This is a genomic window from Brachybacterium vulturis (genome assembly GCF_043641765.1).
GTDB classification, from domain to species: Bacteria; Actinomycetota; Actinomycetes; order Actinomycetales; family Dermabacteraceae; genus Brachybacterium; species Brachybacterium vulturis_A.
Genome location: NZ_JBHZRO010000019.1, coordinates 1 through 21,976 on the forward strand (window position 1 = coordinate 1; position 21,976 = coordinate 21,976).

Below are 21,976 nucleotides of genomic sequence, written 5' to 3' on the forward strand. Positions count from 1 at the left end.
CCGTGTTCGCGCCCTTGACATAGGTCGCGTGGTGCTTGGAGTGGTGCAGCTCCATGATCTTGCCGGAGATCGAAGGAGCCAGCGCCCCGTAGTCGTAATCGAGCTCAGGAAGCGTGTACTCAGCCATCATCGGTCCTTTCGTGAGGTGGGCGTTCAGCGTATGGCGTGACCATAGAACGTCAAGCGCACTTGAAGGCAAAGCGGATCGTCACGGTTCGTCATCGGCGTACTCCTCGTCCTCGGCGACGTCCTCCAGTCGGCGCGGCCCGGCACCGGTCGCGGCGAGGGCATCGTCGGGGTTCAGCAGTGCGCAGGCCTTCAGGGAGAGGCAGCCGCAGCCGATGCAGCCGGTGAGCTCGTGCTCGAGCCGTTCGATCGCGCGCCGCCGCTCCTCGAGCTTCTTCTTCCACTGTCGGGAGGCGCGCTGCCAGTCGGCGTGCGAGGGGGTGCTCTCCATCGGGACCTCGCCGAACGCCTCCTTCACGTCGGCCAGCGGCATGCCCAGTCGCTTGGCGACGGAGATCAGCGAGACCCGGCGCAGCATGTGGCGCGGATAGCGGCGCTGGTTGCCGCCGGTGCGCACCGAGCCCACCAGGCCCAGCTCCTCGTAGTAGCGCAGGGCGGAGGCCGCCACGCCCGTGCGGCGACTCATCTCGCCGATGGTCAGCAGCTCGTCGGGCTCACGCGCAGGACCCACGCCGCCCCCCTTCCGCTCACGCCTTGACCTCAAGTACGCTTGAGATCCTACACTCCAAGGCAACACCTCGGGAAGGACCCCCATGACCTACGTGATCGCCCTGCCGTGCGTGGACGTGAAGGATCGCGCCTGCGTGGACGAATGCCCGGTGGACTGCATCTACGAGGGCAATCGGATGCTCTACATCCAGCCCGACGAATGTGTGGACTGCGGTGCCTGCGAGCCCGTGTGCCCGGTCGAGGCGATCTTCTACGAGGACGACACCCCCGACCAGTGGGCCGAGTACTACGACGCCAACGTCGACTTCTTCGATGACCTCGGAGCCCCCGGCGGCGCGGCGAAGATGGGCGTGATCGACAAGGACCACCCGCTCGTCGAGGCGCTGCCCCCGCAGCCCAATCCGCTGGCCTGACACGCGTGGCAGGTTCCCCGATCTGCAGCCTTCTGCTGCCTAGACTGCGGGCATGACCGCATCTGCCGCCCCTGTGAGCTCTGCTCCGCAGGCGCTCCTGAGCATCGGGGAGCTCTCCTCTCACACGGGTGTGAGCCCGCGATCGCTGCGCTACTACGAGGAGCAGGGCCTGCTCACGCCGCGACGCACCGCGGCCGGGCACAGGCGCTTCGATGCCGAGGCCGTGGACCGGGTGCTGCTGGTGCAGCGGCTCTTCGCGGCGGGCCTGTCCAGCACCGAGATCGCGCCGGTGCTGCCCGTCCTGTGCGGCGTCCATGACACCGCCGGCTCCCTCGCCGCGCTGCGCGTCCACCGGGAGCGGCTCGCCCGGGAGATCGCCCGGCTCCACGACACCGCGGAGATCCTCGACGAGGTCCTCGAGGAGCACGAGCGCTGCTGACCCCTCCGGGCCATGGTCTCGGGAGATGTCGAGAACCGTCGGCCGGTTCCGTCCCCGGGGTGCACGCGAGCACAATGGCTCGCACCGCTCGAAGGAGAGACATCATGGCCAAGTACCTGCTGCTCAAGCATTACCGCGGCGCGCCCGCCGCCGTGAACGACGTGCCGATGGACCGGTGGACCCCCGACGAGGTCGATGCCCACCTGGCGTACATGAACGACTTCGCCGACCGGCTCACCCGGAGCGGTGAGTACGTGGATTCCCAGGCCCTCTCCCCCGAGGGGCTCTGGGTGCGCTTCGACGGGGAGGGACGCCCCCCGGTCACCGACGGGCCGTTCGCGGAGACCAAGGACCTCATCGCCGGCTGGATGATCATCGACGTGGACACTCACGAGCGGGCGATCGAGCTCGCCGGGGAGCTCTCGGCCGCGCCCGGCAAGGACGGCGCGCCGATCCACGAGTGGCTCGAGCTGCGCCCCTTGTACGGCGTGACACCCCCGACCACGGGATGAACGAGTCCCGGCTGCGGGAGCTGGTGCCCACGGTGATCGGCATCCTCCGCCGCCGCGGGGCGGACTTCGCGGCGGCGGAGGACGCCGTGCAGGACGCACTGGTCGCAGCGCTCGCGGCCTGGGAGCGCGAGCCGCCCCGGGATCCGCAGGGCTGGCTGGTGACCGTCGCGTGGCGGAAGTTCCTCGACCAGGTGCGGGCCGAGGATGCCCGCCATCACCGGGAGGAGCGGTTCGCGCACGATCCCGCTCCCGGGTCGGTCCCCGCGGCCGACGATTCGCTGGAGCTGTTCTTCCTGTGCGCGCACCCGTCGCTGACCCCGGCCTCGGCGATCGCCCTCACGCTGCGGGCCATCGGCGGGCTCACCACCCGCCAGATCGCGGCCGCCTACCTGGTGCCCGAGGCGACCATGGCCCAGCGCATCTCCCGGGCCAAGCGCACCCTGGCCGGGCAGCGGCTCGACCGGCCAGGGGACGTCGCCACCGTGCTCCAGGTGCTCTACCTGATCTTCAACGAGGGCTACTCGGGGGACGTCGACCTCTCCGGGGAGGCGATCCGCCTCACCCGGCAGCTACGGTCCGTGCGCGCCCATCCGGAGGTCGACGGGCTGCTCGGGGAGTTCCAGGCCCAGGCCGCGATCGCCGCCCTGCACGCGGACGCGCCCAGCGCGCCGGAGACCGACTGGCCCCAGATCCTCGAGTGGTACGACGAGCTGGTGGCGCTCACGGACAGCCCGATCGCCCGGCTGAACCGGGTGGTGGCGCTCGGGGAGGTCGCGGGCCCGCGGGCCGGGCTGGCGGCTCTCGCAGAGCTCGCGGAGACCCTGCCGCGCCATGCGGCGGTGGCGGCATACCTTCATGAGGCCGATGGGGGCACCGCCCTGGCAGCGCGGCTGTACGCCGCAGCGGCGCAGACTGCCGCCAGCACGGCGGAGCGGGATCATCTGCTGCGTCAGGCCGCGCGACTGAACTCCGCGTGAGGACGGCCGCACCGTGCTCGCGGCGCGCTGCTCCGCGGCACCCGCGTCCGGAGCGGCGCGGGTGCCGCGGGGGCGTCAGCGGAGGTGGCGCTCGTAGGCCGCGGTGGTGAGGAAGGCGGGGAACTCCTCCCCCAGCACCGCCTCCTTCAGCAGCTCGGTCGCCTCGGGGAGCCGGCTCCTCCCGCCGCCGCCTCGCCCTGGCGCGCCTGCGAGCTCCTCGGCGCCGCGGTCGATGAAGTACTCGATCCGCTCCTTGACGATCGGCATGCCCTCCTCGGTGAGCATCCCCTGGTTGATCCACTGCCACAGCTGGGAGCGGGAGATCTCTGCGGTCGCGGCGTCCTCCATCAGGTGGTCGATCGCCACCGCTCCCTGCCCCTGCAGCCAGGAGTCGAGGTAGCGCAGTGCCACCCGGATGTTCTGCCGGATGCCGGCGGTGGTGATGGCACCGCCCTCGACCCGCAGGTCCAGCAGGTCAGCGGCGGTGACGTGCACATCCTGGCGCAGCCGCTCCAGCTGGTGGGGCCGTTGCCCCAGCACCGCGTCGAACTCGGCGCGGACCGCGGGGATCAGGTCGGGATGGGCGACCCAGGTGCCGTCGAAGCCGTCGGCCGCCTCGCGGGACTTGTCCTCCCGCACCTTCGCGACGGCGTTCTCGGTGACCCCGGGATCGCGACGGTCGGGGATGAAGGCGCTCATCCCGCCGATCGCATGCGCGCCGCGGCGATGGCAGGTGCTCACCAGCAGCTCGGTGTAGGCCCGCATGAACGGGACCGTCATGGTGAGCTGATCACGGTCGGGCAGCACCCGGATCCGGCCCCGGTCGCGGAACTGCTTGATCACGGAGAACAGGTAGTCCCAGCGCCCGGCGTTCAGCCCCGCGCAGTGGTCCCGCAGCTCGAAGAGGATCTCGTCCATCTCGAAAGCGGCCGGCAGCGTCTCGATGAGGACGGTCGCCCGGATGGTGCCGTGCGCGATCCCGAGCCAGTGCTCGGCGAAGGTGAACACCTCGTCCCACAGCCGCGCCTCCTGCGCGGACTCGAGCTTGGGGAGATAGAGGTAGGGGCCGGCCCCCCGCGCGATCAGCTCGTGGGCGTTGTGGAACAGGTACAGCCCGGCGTCCACCAGCGAGCCGGAGGTGCGACAGGAGCGTCCATCGGGCCGCTGGTACCGCAGCTGCTGCTCGGGCAGGTGCCAGCCGCGCGGCCGGAACACGATGGTGGGGGTCCGCTCCCCCAGCCGGTACTGCGTGCCCTCGTCGGTGACGAAGTCGATCCGCCGACGGATCGCGTCGTGCAGGGTCAGCTGCCCGCCGATGACATTGGCCCACGTGGGGCTGAGGGCGTCCTCGCCGTCAGCCAGCCACACATCCGCCCCGGAGTTCATCGCGTTGACGGTCATCTTCCGATCGGTGGGGCCGGTGATCTCCACCCGACGGTCCTCCAGGCCGGGACCGGCACCGGCGACGCGCCAGGTCGGGTCGTCCCGGATGGCGGCCGTCTCGGGGCGGAAGTCGAACATCGCCCCGCCGGCGATCGACTCGCGCCGCATCGCCCGGGCGGTCAGCAGCTGGGAGCGGCGGGCGGCGAAGCGGTCGTGCAGCGCGGCGAGGAAGCTCATCGCCTCGGGGGTGAGGATCTCCTCGAAGCGGTGCTCGGAGGGTCCGAGCTGCTCGATCCAGCTCGGGGAGGGGGTGCTCGGTCCCGGCCGCGAGGTCCGGGTGCTGGTCGAGGTGGGTCGCTGGTGCTGGGTCAGTGTCATGGGCCTGCTCCTTGTGACGATGGTGCGTGGGGGCCGACGGCGGGGCGCGGGCGGGTATTCGGGGGTGAGCTGCGCGGTGCAGCAGAGCGCGGTGCAGTAGGGCGCGATGCAGTGCAGCGCTGTTCAGAACTGCTCCGTCTCGGTGGAGCCGACCAGCGCGAGGGTGCTGGAGGCCGGGTTCAGGGCGGTGGCGACCCGGTCGAAGTACCCGGTGCCCACCTCGGCCTGGTGCTTGTGGGCGGTGAAACCGCGCTGCGCGGCGGCGAACTCCGCCTCCTGCAGCTCGACGTAGGCACTCATCTGCCGCTCCTGGTATCCCGAGGCCAGCTCGAACATCCCGTGGTTCAGCGAGTGGAAGCCGGCCAGGGTGATGAACTGGAAGGCGTAGCCCATCGCGGCGAGCTCTCGCTGGAAGGAGGCGATCTGGGCGTCATCCAGGTGCCGCTTCCAGTTGAAGCTCGGTGAGCAGTTGTAGGCGAGCTTCTGCTCGGGGAAGTCGCGGTGGATCCGCTCGGCGAAGGTGCGGGCCAGCTCGAGATCCGGCTCGGCGGATTCGACCCACAGCAGGTCCGCATATTCCGCATAGGCCAGGCCCCGGGCGATCACCGGCTCGATCCCGCCGCTCACCTCGAAGAACCCCTCGGCGGTGCGCTTCCCGGTGAGGAACGGCTGGTCACGCTCGTCGATGTCGCTGGTCAGCAGGGTCGCGGCGAGCGCATCGGTGCGAGCGATGATCACCGTGGGCGCTCCCGCCACGTCCGCGGCGAGACGCGCGGCGCTGAGGGTGCGCACATGCTGGGAGGTGGGCACCAGGACCTTGCCGCCCATATGGCCGCACTTCTTCTCGCTGGCCAGCTGATCCTCCCAGTGCACGCCGGCGGCACCGGCCTCGATCATCGAGAGCATCAGCTCGTAGGCGTTCAGCGGGCCCCCGAAACCGGCCTCGGCGTCGGCGACGATCGGGGCCATCCAGTCGCGGCTGGTGGAACCGGTCTCGGCATGCTCGATCTGGGCGGCGCGCTGTAGGGCGTGGTTGAGCCGGCGCACCACGGCGGGCACGGAGTTGACCGGGTAGAGCGACTGGTCGGGATAGGTCTTGCCCGAGAGGTTGGCGTCGGCCGCGACCTGCCAGCCGGAGAGGTAGACGGCCTGCAGCCCGGCGCGGACCTGCTGGACGGCCTGGTTGCCGGTCAGCGCGCCGAGCGCCCGCACCCAGTGCTCGGGATCGGTGGTGTTCTCCTCGATCAGGTCCCAGAGGGTCTCGGCCCCGCGGCGGGCGAGAGTGCGCTCCTCCCGGACCGGGCCGGTCAGCGCGATGACGTCCTCGGCGCTGTGGTCGCGGCGCACGTTCCGCCAGCGGGGGTCGATCTCCCAGTCGCGGGCGAGCTCCTGGGCGGTCAGGGTCTGGTCCCCGGGCCGGGGAGCGCCGGGCCGGGTGGTGGGAGAGGTGGGTGTGGTCATCGTCGGCTCCTCGGGTCGTGCGATGGGCGGTGCTGTCCTCGACGAATTTCATCGAGTAGTCACACTCTGTGGGCCCCGCAGAATCCCCGGAACCCCCATATTCGAAGAATTTCGGCGGTATTTCTGTTCAGCAGAACTTTTCTGTGGCACCGTGTCCGCATGGCCCACCACGAGGCGGCACCTCCCCGGGAGACGGCCGACGACGACTTCGATCCGCTGCTGATCGGTCAGCGCATCCGCGCCCGGCGGCAGGAGCGCGGCCTCTCCCTGGCCGAGCTCGCCGCCGCCGTGCAGCGGGCACCCTCGCAGCTGTCGGTGATCGAGAACGGCAGGCGCGAGCTGAAGCTCGGCGAGCTGCGCCGGATCGCCCGCGTCCTCGAGGTGGGGGTGGAGGATCTGCTCGATCCCGAGCCGCCCAACCGTCGGGCCGCGCTCGAGATCGCCCTTGAGAGAGTGCAGGCCGGAACGCTCTACCAGAGCCTTCCGCTGCCCGAGCTGCCGGTGCGCAAGTCCCTCTCCGATGCGGCGATCGAGACCATCCTGGCGCTGCATGAGGAGCTGCGCCGCCTGCACGAGGAGCGCGCGGCCACCCCGGAGGAGGCCCGCCGGGTCAACGGGCAGCTGCGCGAGGAGCAGTCCCGGGCCGGGAACTATGACGCCGCGCTCGAGGAGGTGGCCCGCGACCTGCTGGAGCAGATCGGGCATCGGGGCGGGCCCCTCTCCCAGAGCAAGGTGTCACTGCTGGCGGCGAAGCTCGGCTTCTCCCTCCACTCGGTGCCGGACCTGCCGCACTCCACCCGGTCGATCACCGATTCGGAGCACATGCGGATCTATCTGCCGCTGGGTCGATCCACCTCGGATCCCCGCTCCACGGTGCTGCAGGCGATCGCCGCGCACGTGCTGGGCAAGGGCGAGCCCGCGGACTACGGCGAGCTGCTGCGCCAAAGGGTGGAGACGAACTACCTGGCCTCGGCGCTGCTGATGCCCGAGGGCGGGGCGCTGGACGTCCTGCAGAGCGCGAAGACGCAGCGGGAGCTGAGCGTCGAGGACCTGCGCGACGAGTTCGCGGTGAGCTACGAGACGGCGGCGCATCGCTTCACGAACCTGGCCACCCATCATCTGGGCATCCCCGTGCACTTCCTGAAGGTGCATGCCTCCGGCACGATCCTCAAGGCGTACCAGAACGATGCCGTGCGCTTCCCGACCGATGCCCTCGGGGCGGTGGAGGGGCAGCGGGTGTGCCGCTGGTGGAGCGCCCGGCGGGTGTTCCGCAGCGAGGACCGGATGCGCCAGTACTGCCAGTACACCGACAAGCCGGGCGGCACCTACTGGTGCACCTCCCACATCGAGTCCGGCCCGGGCGGGGAGTTCTCGATCTCGGTGGGCACCGCCTACCAGCACACGAAGTGGTTCCGGGGCCGGGAGACCACCGTGCGCCACGCGTCCTCCTGCCCGGATCCCCACTGCTGCCGGGAGCCGGATCCCGCGCTGGTGGACCGCTGGGAGGGATCGGTGTGGCCGGTCGCGCGGCTGCACGCCTCGTTGCTGGCAGCGATGCCGACGGGCACCTTCACCGGGGTGGACCGGGTGACGATGCTCGAGTTCCTCGAGCGGCATGCACCGGCGGGGGCCGCCGACGGGGCGTGAGAGCCCCCCGCGCTATCCGCGCGCGACCCCGAGCAGCAGGAGCACGGCGAGGCCCCCGTAGACCGTGCCCGCCACGGCGTCCAGGGCCAGGCGGACGCGACGCCGGCCGAGCACGGCGTCCCGGAAGAGTCCGGCCGTGCTGCCGATGGTGAGGTCCGCGATCAGCCCGATGAGCTGGAGCAGCAGGCCGAGCATGAGCATCTGTGCGAGGGGGTGCTCTCCCGCCGAGCCGAGGAACTGGGGCAGGAAGGCCACGAAGAACAGCGCCACCTTGGGGTTGGTGATGTTCACCAGGAAGCCGCGCCGGAACACGTTCGGGACCGAACCCGCCTCCGCGATCTCGGCCCCGGCGCTGCGCCAGGTGGTGATCGCGAGGTAGGCCAGGTAGCCGGCGCCGGCGATCCGGATCGCATCGAGGGCGGCGGGCAGCTGCGTCAGCGCGACCCCCAGCCCCGTCGCCGCGACGAGCACCCAGACGGTCATCGCGGAGGTCACGCCGAAGGCACCGCGCACCGCTGCCCTCCGACCCTGATTGATCCCGGTCGCCACCAGGAACGCCATGTCGGGTCCCGGGGTCACCAGGATCACGACCACCGCCACGAGGAACGCGGGCAGGACGGACACATCGAGCACTTCGCCACCTTCGACTCTCCGCGGGAGGACCTCCCGAAAACCAGGCCCTCACCTGGGCCAAGAGAGAAGATAGAGGTCGGCGATGTGGCGCCGCAATCGCCGAGTTGCGGACAGGATGCGGAATGCGCCAGCACTCTGCCCGGTGGCGTTACGCTGACTGCGTGCTCGACGACCTGGACTACCGCCTCATCGCCCTTCTGCGCTCCAACAGCCGCACCCCGGTGGCGGTCCTGGCGCGGGAGCTGGGGGTCAATCGCTCGACCGTCACCTCCCGGATCGACCGCCTCGTGGACACCGGGGTGATCGAGGGCTTCACGATCCGGGTCAGCAGCGACCTCGATCAGGACTCCGTGCAGGGCGTGATGCTCGTGGCGACCGACACTCGCCGCAATCACGACATCGTCCACGAGATCCGCGGCTATCCGGAGATCGAGCAGTTCCACTCGACCACCGGGACCTGGGACCTGGTGATCCAGCTGCGCTGCCGCAACCTCTCCGACTTCGATCTGGTGCTCGAACGGATCCGGGCCATCCCGGGCGTGAACTCCACCCAGACGAGCCTGCTGTTCAGCTCGCTGCGCACCGCGTAGTCGGGTCCCGGCGGCGCGGCCTCACCCCTCGATGAGCCGGGCGGAGATCACGGTGTTGTCCAGGTGGTGCTCGTCCTCGTCGAGGTCGCCGCTGCAGGTGATCAGGCGCAGCTCCGGACCGTCGGTCCTGCCGTAGACGGCCACCGTGGGGAACTCGTCCTTGGGGTACCGGGCCGCGTCGTAGACCTCGAAGGTCGCGACGGTCCCGTCCTGGCGGTCCACCTCGATGCGGTCACCGGATTCCAGCGCCCCGAGCTCGAAGAAGATCGACGGATCGCCGCCCCAGGTCACGTGGCCCTCGATGACGGAGGGCCCGGTCTCTCCCGGGGTGGGTGAGCCCTCGAACCAGGCCGGCAGATCCGCCTGGTCGCCGCGGGGGGCGAGCAGCTCCCCCTCCGCTCCGAGACCGATCGGGAACACCTGCTCGTCGACGCCGATCGAGTCGATCCGCAGCCCGGTCGGTTCCGACGGGTCCATCGGGGTCACCCCCGGTGACTCCGGTGCGGCGGCGGTGGCCTGCTCCGAGGGTTCGGCCTCCGCAGTGGTCGGGACGGGCGACGCCTCGGCGCCCCCGCCGTCCGACGGCTGCTCGGCGCCGTCGTCCGACGGCTCCTCAGCGCTGCCGTCGGCCGTCGCGCCGCTGGCGCGCAGCGGCGGTTCCGGTGGGGCACCGACCTGGCTGGTCAGCGCGAACACCAGAAGAGCAGCGCCGAGCAGGCCGAGGACCGTCAGAACGGCGGCCGCCGTGCGACGGCCGCCGTTCTGTCGGGATGTTCCCTGAGGGCTCATCTCACTTCTGGGTCTGACGGCGGCGCAGCGCGAAGCCACCGGCAGCCGCTGCGGTCAGCAGACCGCCTCCGGCCAGCAGGGCGCCGGACTGCTCGATGCCGGCGGTGGTGCCGTCACCGGTCTCGGCGCCGCCCTCGGGCCACTGCTCCATCTGGGCCAGGTCGAGGGTGCCGCAGGCAGCAGGATCGGTGGCCTCCGAGGGCAGGCTCGGATCCAGATCGGACTCCTGGTCACCGTCGTAGGCGCCGTTGCCGTTGTGGTCCACACCGTGCAGCACCACGGAGCCATCACCCTTGGCGAGGCTGGCGGCGACGTCGTCATTGACCTCGAAGGTGCGCTCATAGGTCGCGTCACCGACCGGGAAGCGGTCCACGGCCAGGGCGCTGTCGGGGCTGGTGTCCCCTTCCTTGGTCAGCGAGACCTGCACGCCGCCGTAGGAGTCGGCCGCATCCGTGGTGCGGATCGCGCCGTCGACACCGGTGCCCTCCATGTTCGGGTCGGGGCACTGGTTGGTGCCACCGATGTGGATGTGCTGGGCGTGCGGGGCCTCGGCGAGCATGCCGGAGCTGTCGAGCTTCACGGTGACCTCATTGCCGTCGAGCGTGATCCACGCCGTGCCGGAGGCTCCGGAGTCGTTCAGCTCGCTGAGGTGCGCCTCGAGGGTGGCGGAACCCTGCCCGCCGTCGTGGTCGTCGGCCAGCGCAGCGCCGGAGGCGCCGAGCGTGCCGAGGGCGACCGTGGCCGCGAAGAGGGGGAGCAGTCGCTTCGTCGTCGTACGCATGATGACTCCTTCGTCGGACGCCGGACGACCCTGCGGCCGTCGGGGGCGGCGATCCAGGAGGGGTTCGGAACCCGACGGCGAGCGGATTGGAGGGAATCCTCGACGCGGTGCCGCGCAGCGGGTCCAGGGCCGGATGACGGTGCCGTCATCGCCTCTCACCTGGGGTTCTGCAGGAACTGACGGAGCCGAACGATCGGTCGGCTGCGTGGCCGGGTCGCCGGAGCGCGAACAGCACTATGCCTCTCACCGGTGAGCTGCGGTCCAGAAAGGCAGAAGGCCCCCTCCCGGTCCGGGAGGGGGCCTCGTCCTGCCGACTGGTGGAGACTAGGGGGGTCGAACCCCTGACCTGAAGCTTGCAAAGCTACCGCTCTACCAACTGAGCTAAGTCCCCGTGCGTGGAATATCAGACGGTGCGGGCCGGTGCGGGCTGTGCCGTCGCCGACTCGGTGTCCTGCTCGGCGGAGATGCGCTCCGCCTCGTTCCACAGATCATTGCGGAGGTGGTCGGATTCGACCTTCCGCCATACGAGGAGTCCCGCGATCGACGTCCCCGTCAGGACGGCGGCGGCGGTGATGAACTTCTTCATGAGTTCCTCCGATCCTCGAAGTGGGCCTAACTGGACTTGAACCAGTGACCTCTGTCTTATCAGGACAGCGCTCTAACCGACTGAGCTATAGGCCCATGGGGATCACAGCCGGAGCAGCTCCGGATGTCGACCACCGACGAACCACTGTACGGCGCGCGTGGCGCAGCGTCCACCTCGCGGAGGTCGGTGTTTCCGAGGTCACAGCGCTCCCCGTCTCACCGGATCACATCCCATCCGATCCCCTCCCGGCTCCGAACCCCTGAGGTGACTCCCCCTCCTGGGGATGTCCGGCGCTCGCACCGTGAGCGTGTCCGCAGCATCCCCAAGGAGTTCGTCATGAGCAGATCAACGATCCTTCCCCGTCTCGGCATTCTCGTCGCCACCGCAGCCCTGATGAGCGCCTGCTCCGGCGGGATGGGCGAGGATCCGCCGAGCTCCGAGGGTGAGCAGCCCGCCGCCACGCAGGGGCAGTCCGCCGAGGAGGGCGGCATGGCCTCCGACGGGGGCGGTATGGCCTCCGACGACGGCGGCGAAATGAGCATGGACCCGGCGGCGAACCTGGTCGGCCCGGGCTGCGCGGACTACGCGGCGATGGTGCCCGAGGGCGCCGGCTCGGTCGCGGGCATGGCCCAGGACCCGGTCAGCGTCGCCGCCTCGAACAACCCGATGCTCACCACGCTGACCTCGGCCATCTCGGGCGAGCTGAATCCGGAGGTGGACCTGGCCGACACCCTCGACGGGGGCGAGTTCACCGTGTTCGCCCCGGTGGACGACGCTTTCGCGGCGATCCCCGAACCGGACCTGACGGCCCTGGCCGGTGACTCGGAGGGCCTCACCGAGGTGCTCACCTACCACGTGGTGCCCGGTCAGCTCTCCCCCGACGAGATCGGCGGGACCCTCACCACCGTGGAGGGCGAGGACGTCGAGGTCACCGGCAGCGGTGACGACCTGATGGTGGGTGATGCGGCCGTGATCTGCGGCGGGGTCCAGACCCAGAATGCGACCGTCTACCTGATCGATACCGTTCTGATGCCTCCGGCCATGGCGGAGCAGGGCTGAGCAGGACGACACTGCAGTGTTGCCCTGGGCGGGCGAGCAATGGGCGTCCCACCCGTCTCTGTCCGCTCGGGCTCACCGTCCTGAAGGAGTCGCATGCCTGCGGAGCCCACCCCCGCCGATCCGGAGCGCCGGTCACCCGGTGATGCGGCCGTGCGCCCGCTGCACGGTGACGAGCCCCGAGCACCCACGCCCGCTGAGCTGCTGGGCCGCATCGCCCTCGGCGACGAGGACGCCTTCTCCCACCTGTACGACGACACCGCACCGCTGCTGTTCGGACTGATCCGGCGCGTGGTGCGGGACGTGGCGATGAGCGAGGAGGTGCTGCAGGAGGTGTTCGTGGAGGTGTGGCGGCAGGCCACCCGCTTCGATGCCCACCGCGGCAGCGCCCGAGGCTGGCTGTGCACCATCGCCCACCGCCGCGCGGTCGACACGGTGCGTTCGAGCGAAGCGGCGCGGCGCAGGGATTCCGAGGAAGGTCTGCTGCAGTTGGAGCAGCAGGTCGTGGATGTGCAGGAGGAGGGGATCATGAGGGTCGAGAGCCAGCGGGTGCAGACCGCGATGGGCGCGCTCACCTCGCCGCAGAGCGAGGCGATCCGCCTCGCCTACTTCGGCGGATACAGCCATCGCGAGGTGGCCGCCCTGCTCGACATCCCCGTCGGGACGGCGAAGACTCGGATCCGTGACGGCATGATCGTGCTGCGGGACCGACTGGGGGTGACCTCGTGAACGAGCAGAAGCACACCATGACCGGTGCCTGGGCACTGAACGCACTGGACGCCGAGGAGCGCGAGCAGATGCGCCGCTACCTCGAGGAGGATCCCGAGGCCGCCGCGGAGGCCGCCGCTTTCGAGGAGACCGCCGCCGAGCTCGCCGGCGGCCTCCCCCCGCTGGCCCCGCGGCCGGAGCTGAAGGCCGCGGTGATGGCTCGCATCGGCACCACCCGCCAGCTCTCCCCGCTCCCGGAGCAGGAGGAGTCGCCCCGGACCGACGCGACCGGGCCGGAGACTCCCGCCGTCGCAGCGGCCGCGGCCCCGTCCCCGCGACCTGTAGCGCTGTCGGCCGAGGACGCCCCTGCGCCGCCGAGCCCGCCAGCGCAGGTCGTCTCCCTGGACCGCTACCGGGCGAGCAGGCGCCGGAACCGTTGGACCACGGTCGCCGCGGCGGCGCTGCTGCTGACCACGATCGCCGGAGCCGGACTGTGGAACAGCGAGCGCACCGCCGAGCAGGAGGCCCGCGCAAGCCTCGAGGCCATGGCCTCCGAGCAGGCGAGCACCGAGGCGGAGCGCGCCACGCTCGCGACGATCCTGGCCGCGGACGATGCTGCGCATGTGGCCATCCCCTCCCAGGTGGGAGGTTCCCTGCAGCTGCTGTACTCCCGTGAGCAGGGGGCGATGTTCATGCAGGCCGCGGATCTGCCCGCCCTGCCCGCGGACGAGACGTACCAGCTGTGGATGATCGACGACTCCGGTATCGCCAGCGCCGGGATGCTCGAGGAGCCGGCCGCCGCCGTCATCCATGACGGTGCGATCCCGGAGGGCGTGACCGTCGGCCTGACCATCGAGCCGGCCGGAGGCTCGGCACAGCCGACGACGGAGCCGATCGCGGCCGGGGTGCTGTCATGAGCTCCCCGTCCCCCCGGCTCGCTCCCGCCCGTCGCTCCGCTCCCGGCCCCCGCGCCGCTCCCGGCTGGTCGGCGGTCTCCGGGGTGGTCGCGGGGCTGGTGCTGGTGGCCGTCGCCGAGCTGCTCTCGCTGGCCTTCAGCTCCTCCTCCGCGCCCTTCGTGGCCGTCGGCAGCGCCTTCGTGGACATCGTCCCGCCCAGGGTGAAGGACCTGGTGATCAGCCTGTTCGGCACCCGGGACAAGCTGGTGCTGTTCGCCTCGATGAGCGTGGTGTACGCGGCGCTGACCGCGCTGATCGGCCGCTTGGGGGCCACCCGGCCCCGCCCGGCGGCCGCTCTGCTCGCCGGGCTCGGCGTGCTCGCGATGGTCCTCGTGCTCACCCGCGCCCAGAACTCGGTGCTCGACGTGGTGCCCACCCTGCTCGGCACCGTGGTGGCGGTCCCGACCCTGCTGCTCCTGCTGCGCACCGTCCGCGCTCCCGCCGCCGTGGGCGATGCCGGGGCCGCCTGGACCCGTCGGCGGTCCCTGCTCGGCGTCGGCGCCGTGGGCCTGCTCGCCGTGGTCGCCGCCGTGACCGCGCGCAGCGTCACCGCGAGCCGCGAGCTCGCCCGTCGGTCCGCGCAGTACGTGCTGCCGGCGCCGCGCAGCACCGCGGAGCCGGTCCCCGCGGATGCCCAGATCGAGCTCGCGGGCATGCCGCCCTTCGTCACTCCCAACAGCGAGTTCTACCGGATCGACACCGCCCTCGCGGTGCCGCGCGTGGACCCCACCACCTGGCAGCTGCGGATCCACGGTCTGGTGGACCAGGAGCTCACGATGGACTTCGCGCAGCTCCTCGAGGAGCCGATGATCGAGAAGCAGGTGACGCTGGCCTGCGTCTCCAACCCCGTCGGCGGAGATCTCGCCGGCAACGCGACCTGGCTGGGAGTCCCCGTGCGCACCCTGCTCGAGCGGGCCGGGGTCAAGGACGGGGCGGACATGGTCCTGTCCCGGTCGATCGACGGGTTCACCGCCTCCACTCCCCTCGAGGCCCTCACCGACGACCGCGACTCGCTGATCGCCGTGGGCATGAACGGCGAACCGCTGCCGGTCCAGCACGGCTATCCGGTGCGGATGGTGGTGCCGGGACTGTACGGCTACGTCTCGGCGACCAAGTGGCTCACCGAGCTGAAGGTGACCACGTTCGCTGAGGACGTCGCCTACTGGTCCACCCGGGGCTGGACCGAACGCGGGCCGATCAAGATCGCCTCCCGCGTGGACGTGCCCCGCTCCTTCGGGGAGCTGAGCCCGGACGGCGAGGGAGCCGTGATGCTCGGCGGGACCGCCTGGGCGCAGCAGCGCGGCATCTCCTCGATCGAGGTGCAGATCGACGACGGGGACTGGCGCCAGGCCGAGCTGGGCGCCGAGGTCTCCGCGGACACCTGGGTGCAGTGGTCGCTGCGCTGGGAGGATGCCGAACCCGGCGACCACTCGGTCACGGTCCGCGCCACCGACGGCGAGGGCGAGCTCCAGACCTCCCAGCGGGCGAACCCGGCACCGAACGGGGCCAGCGGCTGGCACACCGTGCGCTTCAGCGTTCTCTGAGCCCGAGGTCCGCAGCAGGACTCCGTCCTCGCGCCTCAGCGGCCGGAGGCGCCTCGGACGTCCTCGTACGCAGCGAGGGCATCACGACGAGAGGCGCTCAGATCCACGATCGGTGCATCCCGGTCGGCCGTTCCGATCTCGGGCACCCACTGCCGCACGTAGCGTCCCTCGGGGTCGAAGCGCTCCTGCTGCCGCTCGGGGTTGAACACGCGGAAGTACGGCGCCGCATCGTCTCCCGTCCCGGCCACCCACTGCCAGTTGAACGGATTCGACGCCTCGTCGGCATCGACCAGCGTGTCCCAGAACCACTGCTCCCCGCAGCTCCAGTGCAGGCGCAGGTTCTTCGTCAGGAAGGACCCCACGACCAGCCGTACCCGGTTGTGCATCCAGCCCGTCCGCCACAGCTGTCGCATACCGGCATCGACCAGATCGATGCCGGTACGACCGTGCTGCCAGGCGTGCAGCTCCTCGGTGTCCTCCCGCCATGCGAATGCGTCGAACTGCGCGCGGACGTTCCGGTGGGCGAGATCCGGCAACTGGAACAGCCGGTGCCAGGCGAACTCGCGCCAGAGCAGCTCGGCGCGGAACGCGTCATGGCCCGTGCCGCCGCCCAGTTCCAGGCTGCGTTGCCACACCTCGTGCGGCGAGACCTCGCCGAACCGGAGATGCGGGGAGAGGGACGAGGTTCCTGCGAGGGCCGGGCGTTCCCGATCCTCCGCGTAGGCGTCCAGCACGTCCTCGAGAGCATCGAGTCTCCGCCTCGCTCCTGCTTCCCCCGGAGTCCAGGCCTCCCGGAGACCACCCGCCCAGTCCGGGGCGGTCGGCAGCCAGGCCCGTTGATCGAGGATCTGTGCGACGTGCTTCGCACTGCGCCAGGCGCGCATCTCGTGACCCCCTGCACGGACGCCGTCTGCCGGGCCCGTGAGATGCGAGGGCATGCCGATGCCGGAGCGGGGCGGGGCGGCGGCGCGGCAGGCCCGAGCGAAGGCCGAATAGACCTGGTACGGCGACCCGGCCTGCGTCGTGATGGTCCAGGGCTCGTGCAGGAGGTAGCTCTGGAAGCTCTCTGCACGCACGCCTGCCTCGCGCAGCGCAGTCTTCACCCGTGCGTCCACGGTGCGTCGTGGGGCGTGATACCGGCGGCTCCACCGCACCGAGTCGGCGCCGGAATCCCGAACCAGCTGCGGGATCAGCTGCTCGGGATCCCCGCTGACCAGCACGAGGGGCACTCCGTGCTCTCGCAGCTGCTCCCCGAGACGACTCAACGAGTGGTGCAGCCACCAGCGCGTGGCGCCACCCAGAGGACGGGCGCCCTCGATCTGCTCGTCGATGTGCACGGCGATGACGGGGCCCTCGTCGGCAGCGGCTGTGAGAGCAGGGTTGTCATGAAGTCGAAGATCATCGCGCACCCACCAGATCCCGGTCATCGTCCGGCCCCCTCGTCATCGACCCTGGCGAGCCCGAGGATCACTGCTCCGCCCAGCCCAGCGACAGGGGATGCCGCGCCCCGGCGGCCCGTGCCAGGCCGTCGGGCGCAACCAGTCCCTGCGCGGACACCAGGTCGTACAGGGCTTCCGGCGTCTCGGCCATCCGGGCGCAGACCTCGGCCGCATCCCCGATGAAGCGATCCTCACCCGTCAAGACGCTGAGCTCGTCGAAGATCTCCTGCTGCCGGTGGCGAAGCGGCAGAGGACGCCCCTCGGCGAGGACCCCCCAGCGCGAGGCGTAGACGTCGAAGACTGCGGGCTGCTCGCCGGTGGCGAGACTGAGCGGGAACTCCTCGGCGGACAACCGCAGGCGGTCGTAGTTCGGTTCGGTCTCATCGACCACGGCCAGCTGTGCCTCGTCGAACCAGGTCGCGACCAGTTCCATCCGCTCCCCCGGGGACCGGTACGGGGCGGCAGGCAGATACCCCGGAGCAGCGATGCTGGCGACATGCCCGACGGCCAGATCGTGCACCGTACAGCGCACGAAAGGCGTGGCCACCGGGATGGCGTGACCGGAGCGACGGTATTTGCGGGCAATGGTCTGCGGGGTCTGGTTGGAGCCGACGGCGAGCACCAGCGTGCGCTCGGCCAGCGGCGCCGCCCCCTCGGCAGCGAGGGCCTGCTCGATGGCCGCGACCTCCACCGACGGCTGTTCGAGCTGCTCGGTCGGGGCCTCGACGCCGCCGCTCGGGTCCAGGTCCACGATCCCGCTGCTGAGCAGCATCGCCGAGCGCACCGCGGGCCCGAGCCAGGGATAGTCCTCCGGTGCGGCGGGCCGGGTGGGGATCTCGAGCGACGGGGAAGCCATCGGTCGACCCTATCGAGGCCGTCGCAGCCGTCCCAGGATCCCGCGACCACTCTCACGCCGGTCCGGGCGGCGGGTCTACCCTGGGCCCATGAGCGAACAGCGTGCGTTCGATGCCCTGACGGCCTCGGGACTGGACTTCGAGATCACCCGGCACGGCCGGGTGGGATCCCTCGCGGAGGCGGCAGCAGCGCGCGGCGTCGACCCCCGCGACATCGTCAAGACCCTGGTGGTGCGGCGTGGTGAGGGGGATTTCCTGTTCGTGCTGGTGCCCGGCGACCGGGAGATCTCCTGGCCGCGGCTGCGGGCGCTGCTGGGCGTGAACCGGCTGTCGATGCCGGACCAGGAGGTCGCGAAGGAGGTCACCGGGTACGAGCGCGGAACCATCACGCCCTTCGGTGCGAGGACCGCCTGGCCGGTCATCGCCGACGCCCACCTCACCAGCGGTCCGGAGCGCAGGATCTCCCTCGGTGCCGGCGCCCACGGGGTCGCGGTGACCGTGCCCGCCGGAGCGGCCCTCGCCCATCTCGACGCCCGGATCGCCGATATCACTGTGCCTGCCTGACCTCGGTAACGGACCGGGCGGGCACCCCGGGCGGGGTGCCCGCCCGGAGCGGCGGGTGAGGGGCGGGCGCAGAGCGGCTCCGCCCGGCCTCACTCGTCGGTGAAGGTCATCTTCAGTCCGCCCAGCAGCGCCGCCACCAGGTTGTACAGGAAGGCCCCCAGGGTGCCGAGCGCGGTGATGATCACGACGTTCACCACCGCGACGATGGTCCCGTAGCTGGTCATCTTCGAGAAGGTGAAGAACTCCATGAACGGCAGCGGCTCGCCGCCGTTGAGATCCCGGCCCAGCTGATCGATCTGGCCCCAGAGGCCGATCGCCTCGACCAGGTTCCACAGCAGGATCACCGCGACCACGGTGGCGATCCCGATCGCGATCGCCGCCAGGAAGGACAGCTTCATCACCGAGAACGGATCCAGGCGCGCCAGCGTGAGGCGCACGCGGCGCGGTCCGCGACGCTCCGTCTCGGCCGGGTTGGCGATGCCGGTGGTCTTCTTCGGGCTGCGGCTGGCGCCCCGGGCCGCCGAGCCGCGGCCGGCGCCGATGGTCTGCTCCCCGGTGTCGGTCGTCGGGCCGGCGTCCTTCGTCGAGGTCCCCGTCGACGAGGGGGACTGCGCCGACGGCTTCTCCGTGAAGGCCGGGAGCGTGGACGTGGACTCGGCCGGGCTGGAGGGCCCGGAGGTGGTCCTGGAGTCACTGGTGCTCACGGATCACTCCTCGTTCGGGTCGGCGTCGTCGGTCGACGACTGGGCGGACTCGTCAGAGCCTAGAACATCGTCCACCTCGCTCACACCCTCGGGGGCGCCGTCAGCGGGATCGGTGTCGACGATCTCCGGCGTCTCCGCCTCGTCCTCGTCGACCTCGGACTCCTGGCCGGTGGTGACCAGCAGGATGCGGTCGCGCTTATCGGGCTTGGCGAAGACCACTCCCATCGTGGTGCGGCCCTTGGCCGGCACCTCGGAGACCTTGGAGCGGACCACCCGGCCGCGCTCCATCACCACCAGCAGCTCGTCGGACTCCTCGACGACGGCGGCGCCGACCAGGTGACCGCGATCGTCCGGCAGCTTCGCGACCCTGATACCCAGACCGCCACGGCCCTGCAGGCGGTACTCCTCGATGCTGGTGCGCTTGGCGAAGCCGCCGTCGGTCACGGTGACCACGAAGCTGTCCGGCCGCACCACGTCCATGGCCAGCAGCCGGTCGTCGTGGCGGAACTTCATGCCGGTGACACCGCTGGTGGCACGCCCGGTCGGGCGCAGCGTGCCGTCGTCGGCGGGCATCCGCACGGACTGCCCGTTGCGGGAGACCAGCAGGATCTGGTCGTCGGCGTCGACGGCGCGGGCGGCGATCACGCGGTCCGGCTGGGTGCCGTCGGGACCGTCGATGTCGCGCAGGTTGATGGCGATGATCCCGCCGGTGCGGCTGGAGTCGAAGGCCGGCATGGCGGTCTTCTTCACCAGTCCGGACTCGGTGGCCAGCACCAGGTACTGGGCATCCTCGTAGCTGTCGATCGCGAGCACCGAGGCGATGCGCTCCTCCGGCTGGAAGGCCATCAGGTTGGCCACGTGCTGGCCCTTGGCATCCCGCGGCGCCTCGGGCAGCTCGTAGCCCTTGGCGCGGTAGACCCGGCCCTGGTTGGTGAAGAACAGCAGCCAGCGGTGCGTGGTGGTGGTGAAGAAGTGCTCGACCACGTCGTCCTCGCGCAGCGAGGCGCCGCGCACCCCCTTGCCGCCGCGCTTCTGGGCCCGGTACTGGTCCTCCCGGGTGCGCTTGACGTAGCCGCCCCGGGTGATGGTGACGACCATGTCCTCCTCGGGGATGAGGTCCTCCATCGCCATGTCCCCGGCGAAGGGGAGGATCTCGGTGCGGCGGTCGTCGCCGTACTTGTCGACGATCTCCTGCAGCTCCTCGGAGACGATGTCCCGCTGCCTCTGCGGATCGGCCAGGATCGCGGTGTACTCCTCGATCAGGGCCTGCAGCTTGTCGTGCTCCTCGATGATCTTCTGGCGCTCCAGGGCGGCCAGGCGGCGCAGCTGCATCGCGAGGATCGCATTGGCCTGGATCTCGTCGATCTCCAGCAGCTCGATCAGCCCGGTGCGGGCCTGGTCGACGTCCGGGGAGCGGCGGATCAGCGCGATCACCTCGTCCAGCGCGTCCAGCGCCTTGAGGTAGCCGCGGAAGATGTGGATCTGCTCCTCGGCCTTGCGCAGGCGGAACCTCGTGCGGCGCACGATGACGTCGATCTGGTGCTTGGTCCACTCGCGCACGAAGGAGTCGATCGAGAGGGTGCGCGGCACCCCGCCGGCCAGCGCCAGCATGTTCGCGGAGAAGTTCTCCTGCAGCTGGGTGTGCTTGAAGAGGTTGTTCAGCACCACCTTCGCCACGGCGTCCCGCTTCAGGGTGATGACCAGGCGCTGACCGGTGCGACCGGAGGTCTCGTCGGTGATGTCGGCGATGCCGCTGATCTTGCCCAGCTTCACCATCTCGGCGATCTTGCGCGCCAGGGTGTCGGGGTTGACCTGATAGGGCAGCTCGGTGACCACCAGCGACATCCGGCCGTTGATCTCCTCGGTGGAGACCACGGCGCGCTGGGTGATCGAGCCGCGGCCGCTGCGGTAGGCGTCCTCGATCCCCGAGGTGCCCACGATCGTCGCCCCGGAGGGGAAGTCGGGGCCCTTGATGAAGCGCAGGCAGGCCTCGAGCAGCTCGGGCTTGGTGGCCTCGTGGTTGGTCAGCAGCCACTGGACCGCCTCGGCCACCTCGCGCAGGTTGTGCGGCGGCATGTTCGTGGCCATGCCGACCGCGATCCCGGCGGAGCCGTTGACCAGGAGGTTCGGGAAGCGGGCGGGCAGCACGGTGGGTTCGTCGACCGTGTTGTCGTAGTTGCCCTGCATATCCACGGTGTCCTGCTCGATGTCCCGCACCAGCTCCATGGCCAGCGGAGCCATCTTGCACTCGGTGTACCGCGGGGCCGCGGCGCCGTCGTCGCCGGCGGAGCCGAAGTTGCCCTGTCCCAGGATCAGCGGGTAGCGCAGCGACCAGGGCTGCACCAGGCGCACCATGGCGTCATAGATCGCGGAGTCGCCGTGGGGGTGGTAGTTGCCCATCACCTCGCCGACGACCTTCGCGGACTTGGAGAAGGAGCGGTCGGGGCGGTAGCCGCCGTCGAACATCGCGTAGACGATGCGGCGGTGGACGGGCTTGAGGCCGTCGCGCACGTCCGGCAGGGCGCGGGAGACGATGACGCTCATCGCGTAGTCGAGGTAGGAGCGCTGCATCTCCTGGTTGAGATCGACCTGCGTGATGCGGTCGACCTCGTCCTCGTCCAGCGGGTCCACCAGGGTCACGGTGCGCGAGGCCGCCTCGTCGGCGGAGATCTCGTGAGTGCCCTCGGGCGTCTCCTGGCCGCCGACGCCGACGCTCTGCGCGGGCGTCGGGGTCTGCTCTGAGCTCGCGCTCTCCTCCGGGGTCGAGTCGGGATTCGTGGGGTCCTGCGGGGTGTCACTCATGGGGCAAGAGGCCTTTCAGCTGGGCCGAGGGTTCATGGGGTCCCCGGGGGCGCGCGGGCGGGCC

22 protein-coding genes, 2 tRNA genes and 1 pseudogene are annotated in these 21,976 nt (G+C 70.7%); 11 read left to right on the plus strand and 14 right to left on the minus strand.

The window, feature by feature from the left end:
• Both ACHUEU_RS13670 and soxR read right to left on the minus strand, forming a co-directional pair.
• Window positions 1-127: pseudogene (locus ACHUEU_RS13670) on the minus strand (superoxide dismutase); the annotation flags it as partial.
• 81 nt (window positions 128-208) lie between these two features.
• On the minus strand, window positions 209-697 hold the full coding sequence (soxR, locus tag ACHUEU_RS13675; protein ID WP_394216684.1) for a redox-sensitive transcriptional activator SoxR: 489 nt from the start codon (window positions 695-697) through the stop codon (window positions 209-211).
• Window positions 698-779: 82 nt separating this feature from the next.
• On the opposite strand from soxR, the gene fdxA reads away from it, so the two are divergent.
• The 4 genes from fdxA (at window position 780) to ACHUEU_RS13695 (ending at window position 3,037) form a co-directional block, all read left to right on the plus strand.
• A complete protein-coding gene (fdxA, locus tag ACHUEU_RS13680) occupies window positions 780-1,109 on the plus strand; it encodes a ferredoxin (protein WP_089065084.1) in 330 nt (109 codons plus the stop codon).
• A 52-nt stretch (window positions 1,110-1,161) separates the two neighbouring features.
• A complete protein-coding gene (locus ACHUEU_RS13685; RefSeq protein WP_394216685.1) occupies window positions 1,162-1,548 on the plus strand; it encodes a MerR family transcriptional regulator in 387 nt (128 codons plus the stop codon).
• Between the two features lie 104 nt (window positions 1,549-1,652).
• Window positions 1,653-2,060 carry a YciI family protein gene (locus ACHUEU_RS13690; protein ID WP_394216686.1) on the plus strand — a complete coding sequence of 136 codons (408 nt, stop codon included), beginning with the start codon at window positions 1,653-1,655 and terminating at the stop codon, window positions 2,058-2,060.
• Entirely contained in the window at window positions 2,057-3,037 is a 981-nt protein-coding gene (locus ACHUEU_RS13695) for an RNA polymerase sigma factor (protein ID WP_394216687.1), read from the plus strand. The genes ACHUEU_RS13690 and ACHUEU_RS13695 overlap by 4 nt, the downstream gene beginning before the upstream one ends.
• 75 nt (window positions 3,038-3,112) lie before the next feature.
• On the opposite strand, the gene aceB is transcribed toward ACHUEU_RS13695, so the two are convergent.
• Complete coding sequence (gene aceB, locus ACHUEU_RS13700) at window positions 3,113-4,798, minus strand: malate synthase A (protein WP_394216688.1); 1,686 nt, start codon at window positions 4,796-4,798, stop codon at window positions 3,113-3,115.
• A gap of 123 nt (window positions 4,799-4,921) precedes the next feature.
• Window positions 4,922-6,259 carry an isocitrate lyase gene (gene aceA / locus ACHUEU_RS13705; RefSeq protein WP_394216689.1) on the minus strand — a complete coding sequence of 446 codons (1,338 nt, stop codon included), beginning with the start codon at window positions 6,257-6,259 and terminating at the stop codon, window positions 4,922-4,924.
• Window positions 6,260-6,418: 159 nt separating this feature from the next.
• Here aceA and ACHUEU_RS13710 point away from each other — a divergent pair, with 159 nt between their 5' ends.
• Window positions 6,419-7,906 carry a helix-turn-helix domain-containing protein gene (locus ACHUEU_RS13710; protein ID WP_394216690.1) on the plus strand — a complete coding sequence of 496 codons (1,488 nt, stop codon included), beginning with the start codon at window positions 6,419-6,421 and terminating at the stop codon, window positions 7,904-7,906.
• Window positions 7,907-7,918: 12 nt separating this feature from the next.
• Here the strand turns inward: ACHUEU_RS13710 and ACHUEU_RS13715 are convergent, their stop codons facing one another.
• Entirely contained in the window at window positions 7,919-8,539 is a 621-nt protein-coding gene (locus ACHUEU_RS13715; RefSeq protein ID WP_394216691.1) for a LysE family translocator, read from the minus strand.
• Between the two features lie 161 nt (window positions 8,540-8,700).
• Between ACHUEU_RS13715 and ACHUEU_RS13720 the strand changes: the two genes are divergently transcribed.
• Window positions 8,701-9,129, plus strand: coding sequence for an Lrp/AsnC family transcriptional regulator (locus ACHUEU_RS13720; RefSeq protein WP_394216692.1), 429 nt, complete (start codon window positions 8,701-8,703; stop codon window positions 9,127-9,129).
• Between the two features lie 21 nt (window positions 9,130-9,150).
• Here ACHUEU_RS13720 and ACHUEU_RS13725 read toward each other — a convergent pair whose 3' ends face one another.
• The 5 genes from ACHUEU_RS13725 to ACHUEU_RS13745 form a co-directional block, all read right to left on the minus strand.
• A complete protein-coding gene (locus ACHUEU_RS13725; RefSeq protein ID WP_394216693.1) occupies window positions 9,151-9,918 on the minus strand; it encodes a class F sortase in 768 nt (255 codons plus the stop codon).
• 1 nt (window position 9,919) lies between these two features.
• Window positions 9,920-10,699 carry a CHRD domain-containing protein gene (locus ACHUEU_RS13730; protein WP_394216694.1) on the minus strand — a complete coding sequence of 260 codons (780 nt, stop codon included), beginning with the start codon at window positions 10,697-10,699 and terminating at the stop codon, window positions 9,920-9,922.
• A gap of 315 nt (window positions 10,700-11,014) precedes the next feature.
• Window positions 11,015-11,090: transfer RNA gene (locus ACHUEU_RS13735), tRNA-Ala, on the minus strand.
• 12 nt (window positions 11,091-11,102) lie between these two features.
• Entirely contained in the window at window positions 11,103-11,285 is a 183-nt protein-coding gene (locus tag ACHUEU_RS13740; protein ID WP_394216695.1) for a DLW-39 family protein, read from the minus strand.
• A gap of 21 nt (window positions 11,286-11,306) precedes the next feature.
• A tRNA-Ile gene (locus ACHUEU_RS13745) sits at window positions 11,307-11,380 on the minus strand.
• A 241-nt stretch (window positions 11,381-11,621) separates the two neighbouring features.
• Here ACHUEU_RS13745 and ACHUEU_RS13750 point away from each other — a divergent pair.
• From ACHUEU_RS13750 to ACHUEU_RS13765, 4 genes are all read left to right on the plus strand, one after another.
• On the plus strand, window positions 11,622-12,344 hold the full coding sequence (locus tag ACHUEU_RS13750) for a fasciclin domain-containing protein (RefSeq protein ID WP_394216696.1): 723 nt from the start codon (window positions 11,622-11,624) through the stop codon (window positions 12,342-12,344).
• Window positions 12,345-12,437: 93 nt separating this feature from the next.
• The gene (gene sigK / locus ACHUEU_RS13755) at window positions 12,438-13,070 is read left to right on the plus strand and encodes an ECF RNA polymerase sigma factor SigK (RefSeq protein WP_394216697.1); all 633 of its coding nucleotides are present in this window, start codon (window positions 12,438-12,440) and stop codon (window positions 13,068-13,070) included.
• Entirely contained in the window at window positions 13,067-13,966 is a 900-nt protein-coding gene (locus tag ACHUEU_RS13760; protein ID WP_394216698.1) for an anti-sigma factor domain-containing protein, read from the plus strand. The genes sigK and ACHUEU_RS13760 overlap by 4 nt, the downstream gene beginning before the upstream one ends.
• Window positions 13,963-15,549: a molybdopterin-dependent oxidoreductase gene (locus tag ACHUEU_RS13765; protein ID WP_394216699.1), complete on the plus strand. Its 1,587-nt coding sequence runs from the start codon at window positions 13,963-13,965 to the stop codon at window positions 15,547-15,549. The genes ACHUEU_RS13760 and ACHUEU_RS13765 overlap by 4 nt, the downstream gene beginning before the upstream one ends.
• A gap of 35 nt (window positions 15,550-15,584) precedes the next feature.
• Here the strand turns inward: ACHUEU_RS13765 and ACHUEU_RS13770 are convergent, their stop codons facing one another.
• Window positions 15,585-16,976: a cryptochrome/photolyase family protein gene (locus ACHUEU_RS13770; RefSeq protein WP_394216700.1), complete on the minus strand. Its 1,392-nt coding sequence runs from the start codon at window positions 16,974-16,976 to the stop codon at window positions 15,585-15,587.
• Window positions 16,977-17,016: 40 nt separating this feature from the next.
• On the minus strand, window positions 17,017-17,844 hold the full coding sequence (locus ACHUEU_RS13775; RefSeq protein ID WP_394216701.1) for a hypothetical protein: 828 nt from the start codon (window positions 17,842-17,844) through the stop codon (window positions 17,017-17,019).
• Between the two features lie 88 nt (window positions 17,845-17,932).
• On the opposite strand from ACHUEU_RS13775, the gene ACHUEU_RS13780 reads away from it, so the two are divergent.
• Window positions 17,933-18,406, plus strand: coding sequence for an aminoacyl-tRNA deacylase (locus tag ACHUEU_RS13780; RefSeq protein WP_394216702.1), 474 nt, complete (start codon window positions 17,933-17,935; stop codon window positions 18,404-18,406).
• A gap of 89 nt (window positions 18,407-18,495) precedes the next feature.
• Here ACHUEU_RS13780 and ACHUEU_RS13785 read toward each other — a convergent pair whose 3' ends face one another.
• Both ACHUEU_RS13785 and gyrA read right to left on the minus strand, forming a co-directional pair.
• Window positions 18,496-19,110 (minus strand): DUF3566 domain-containing protein, encoded by a 615-nt coding sequence (locus ACHUEU_RS13785; RefSeq protein WP_394216703.1) that lies wholly within the window; start codon window positions 19,108-19,110, stop codon window positions 18,496-18,498.
• A 3-nt stretch (window positions 19,111-19,113) separates the two neighbouring features.
• Complete coding sequence (gene gyrA, locus ACHUEU_RS13790) at window positions 19,114-21,912, minus strand: DNA gyrase subunit A (protein WP_394216704.1); 2,799 nt, start codon at window positions 21,910-21,912, stop codon at window positions 19,114-19,116.
• Between the last annotated feature and the right edge of the window lie 64 nt (window positions 21,913-21,976).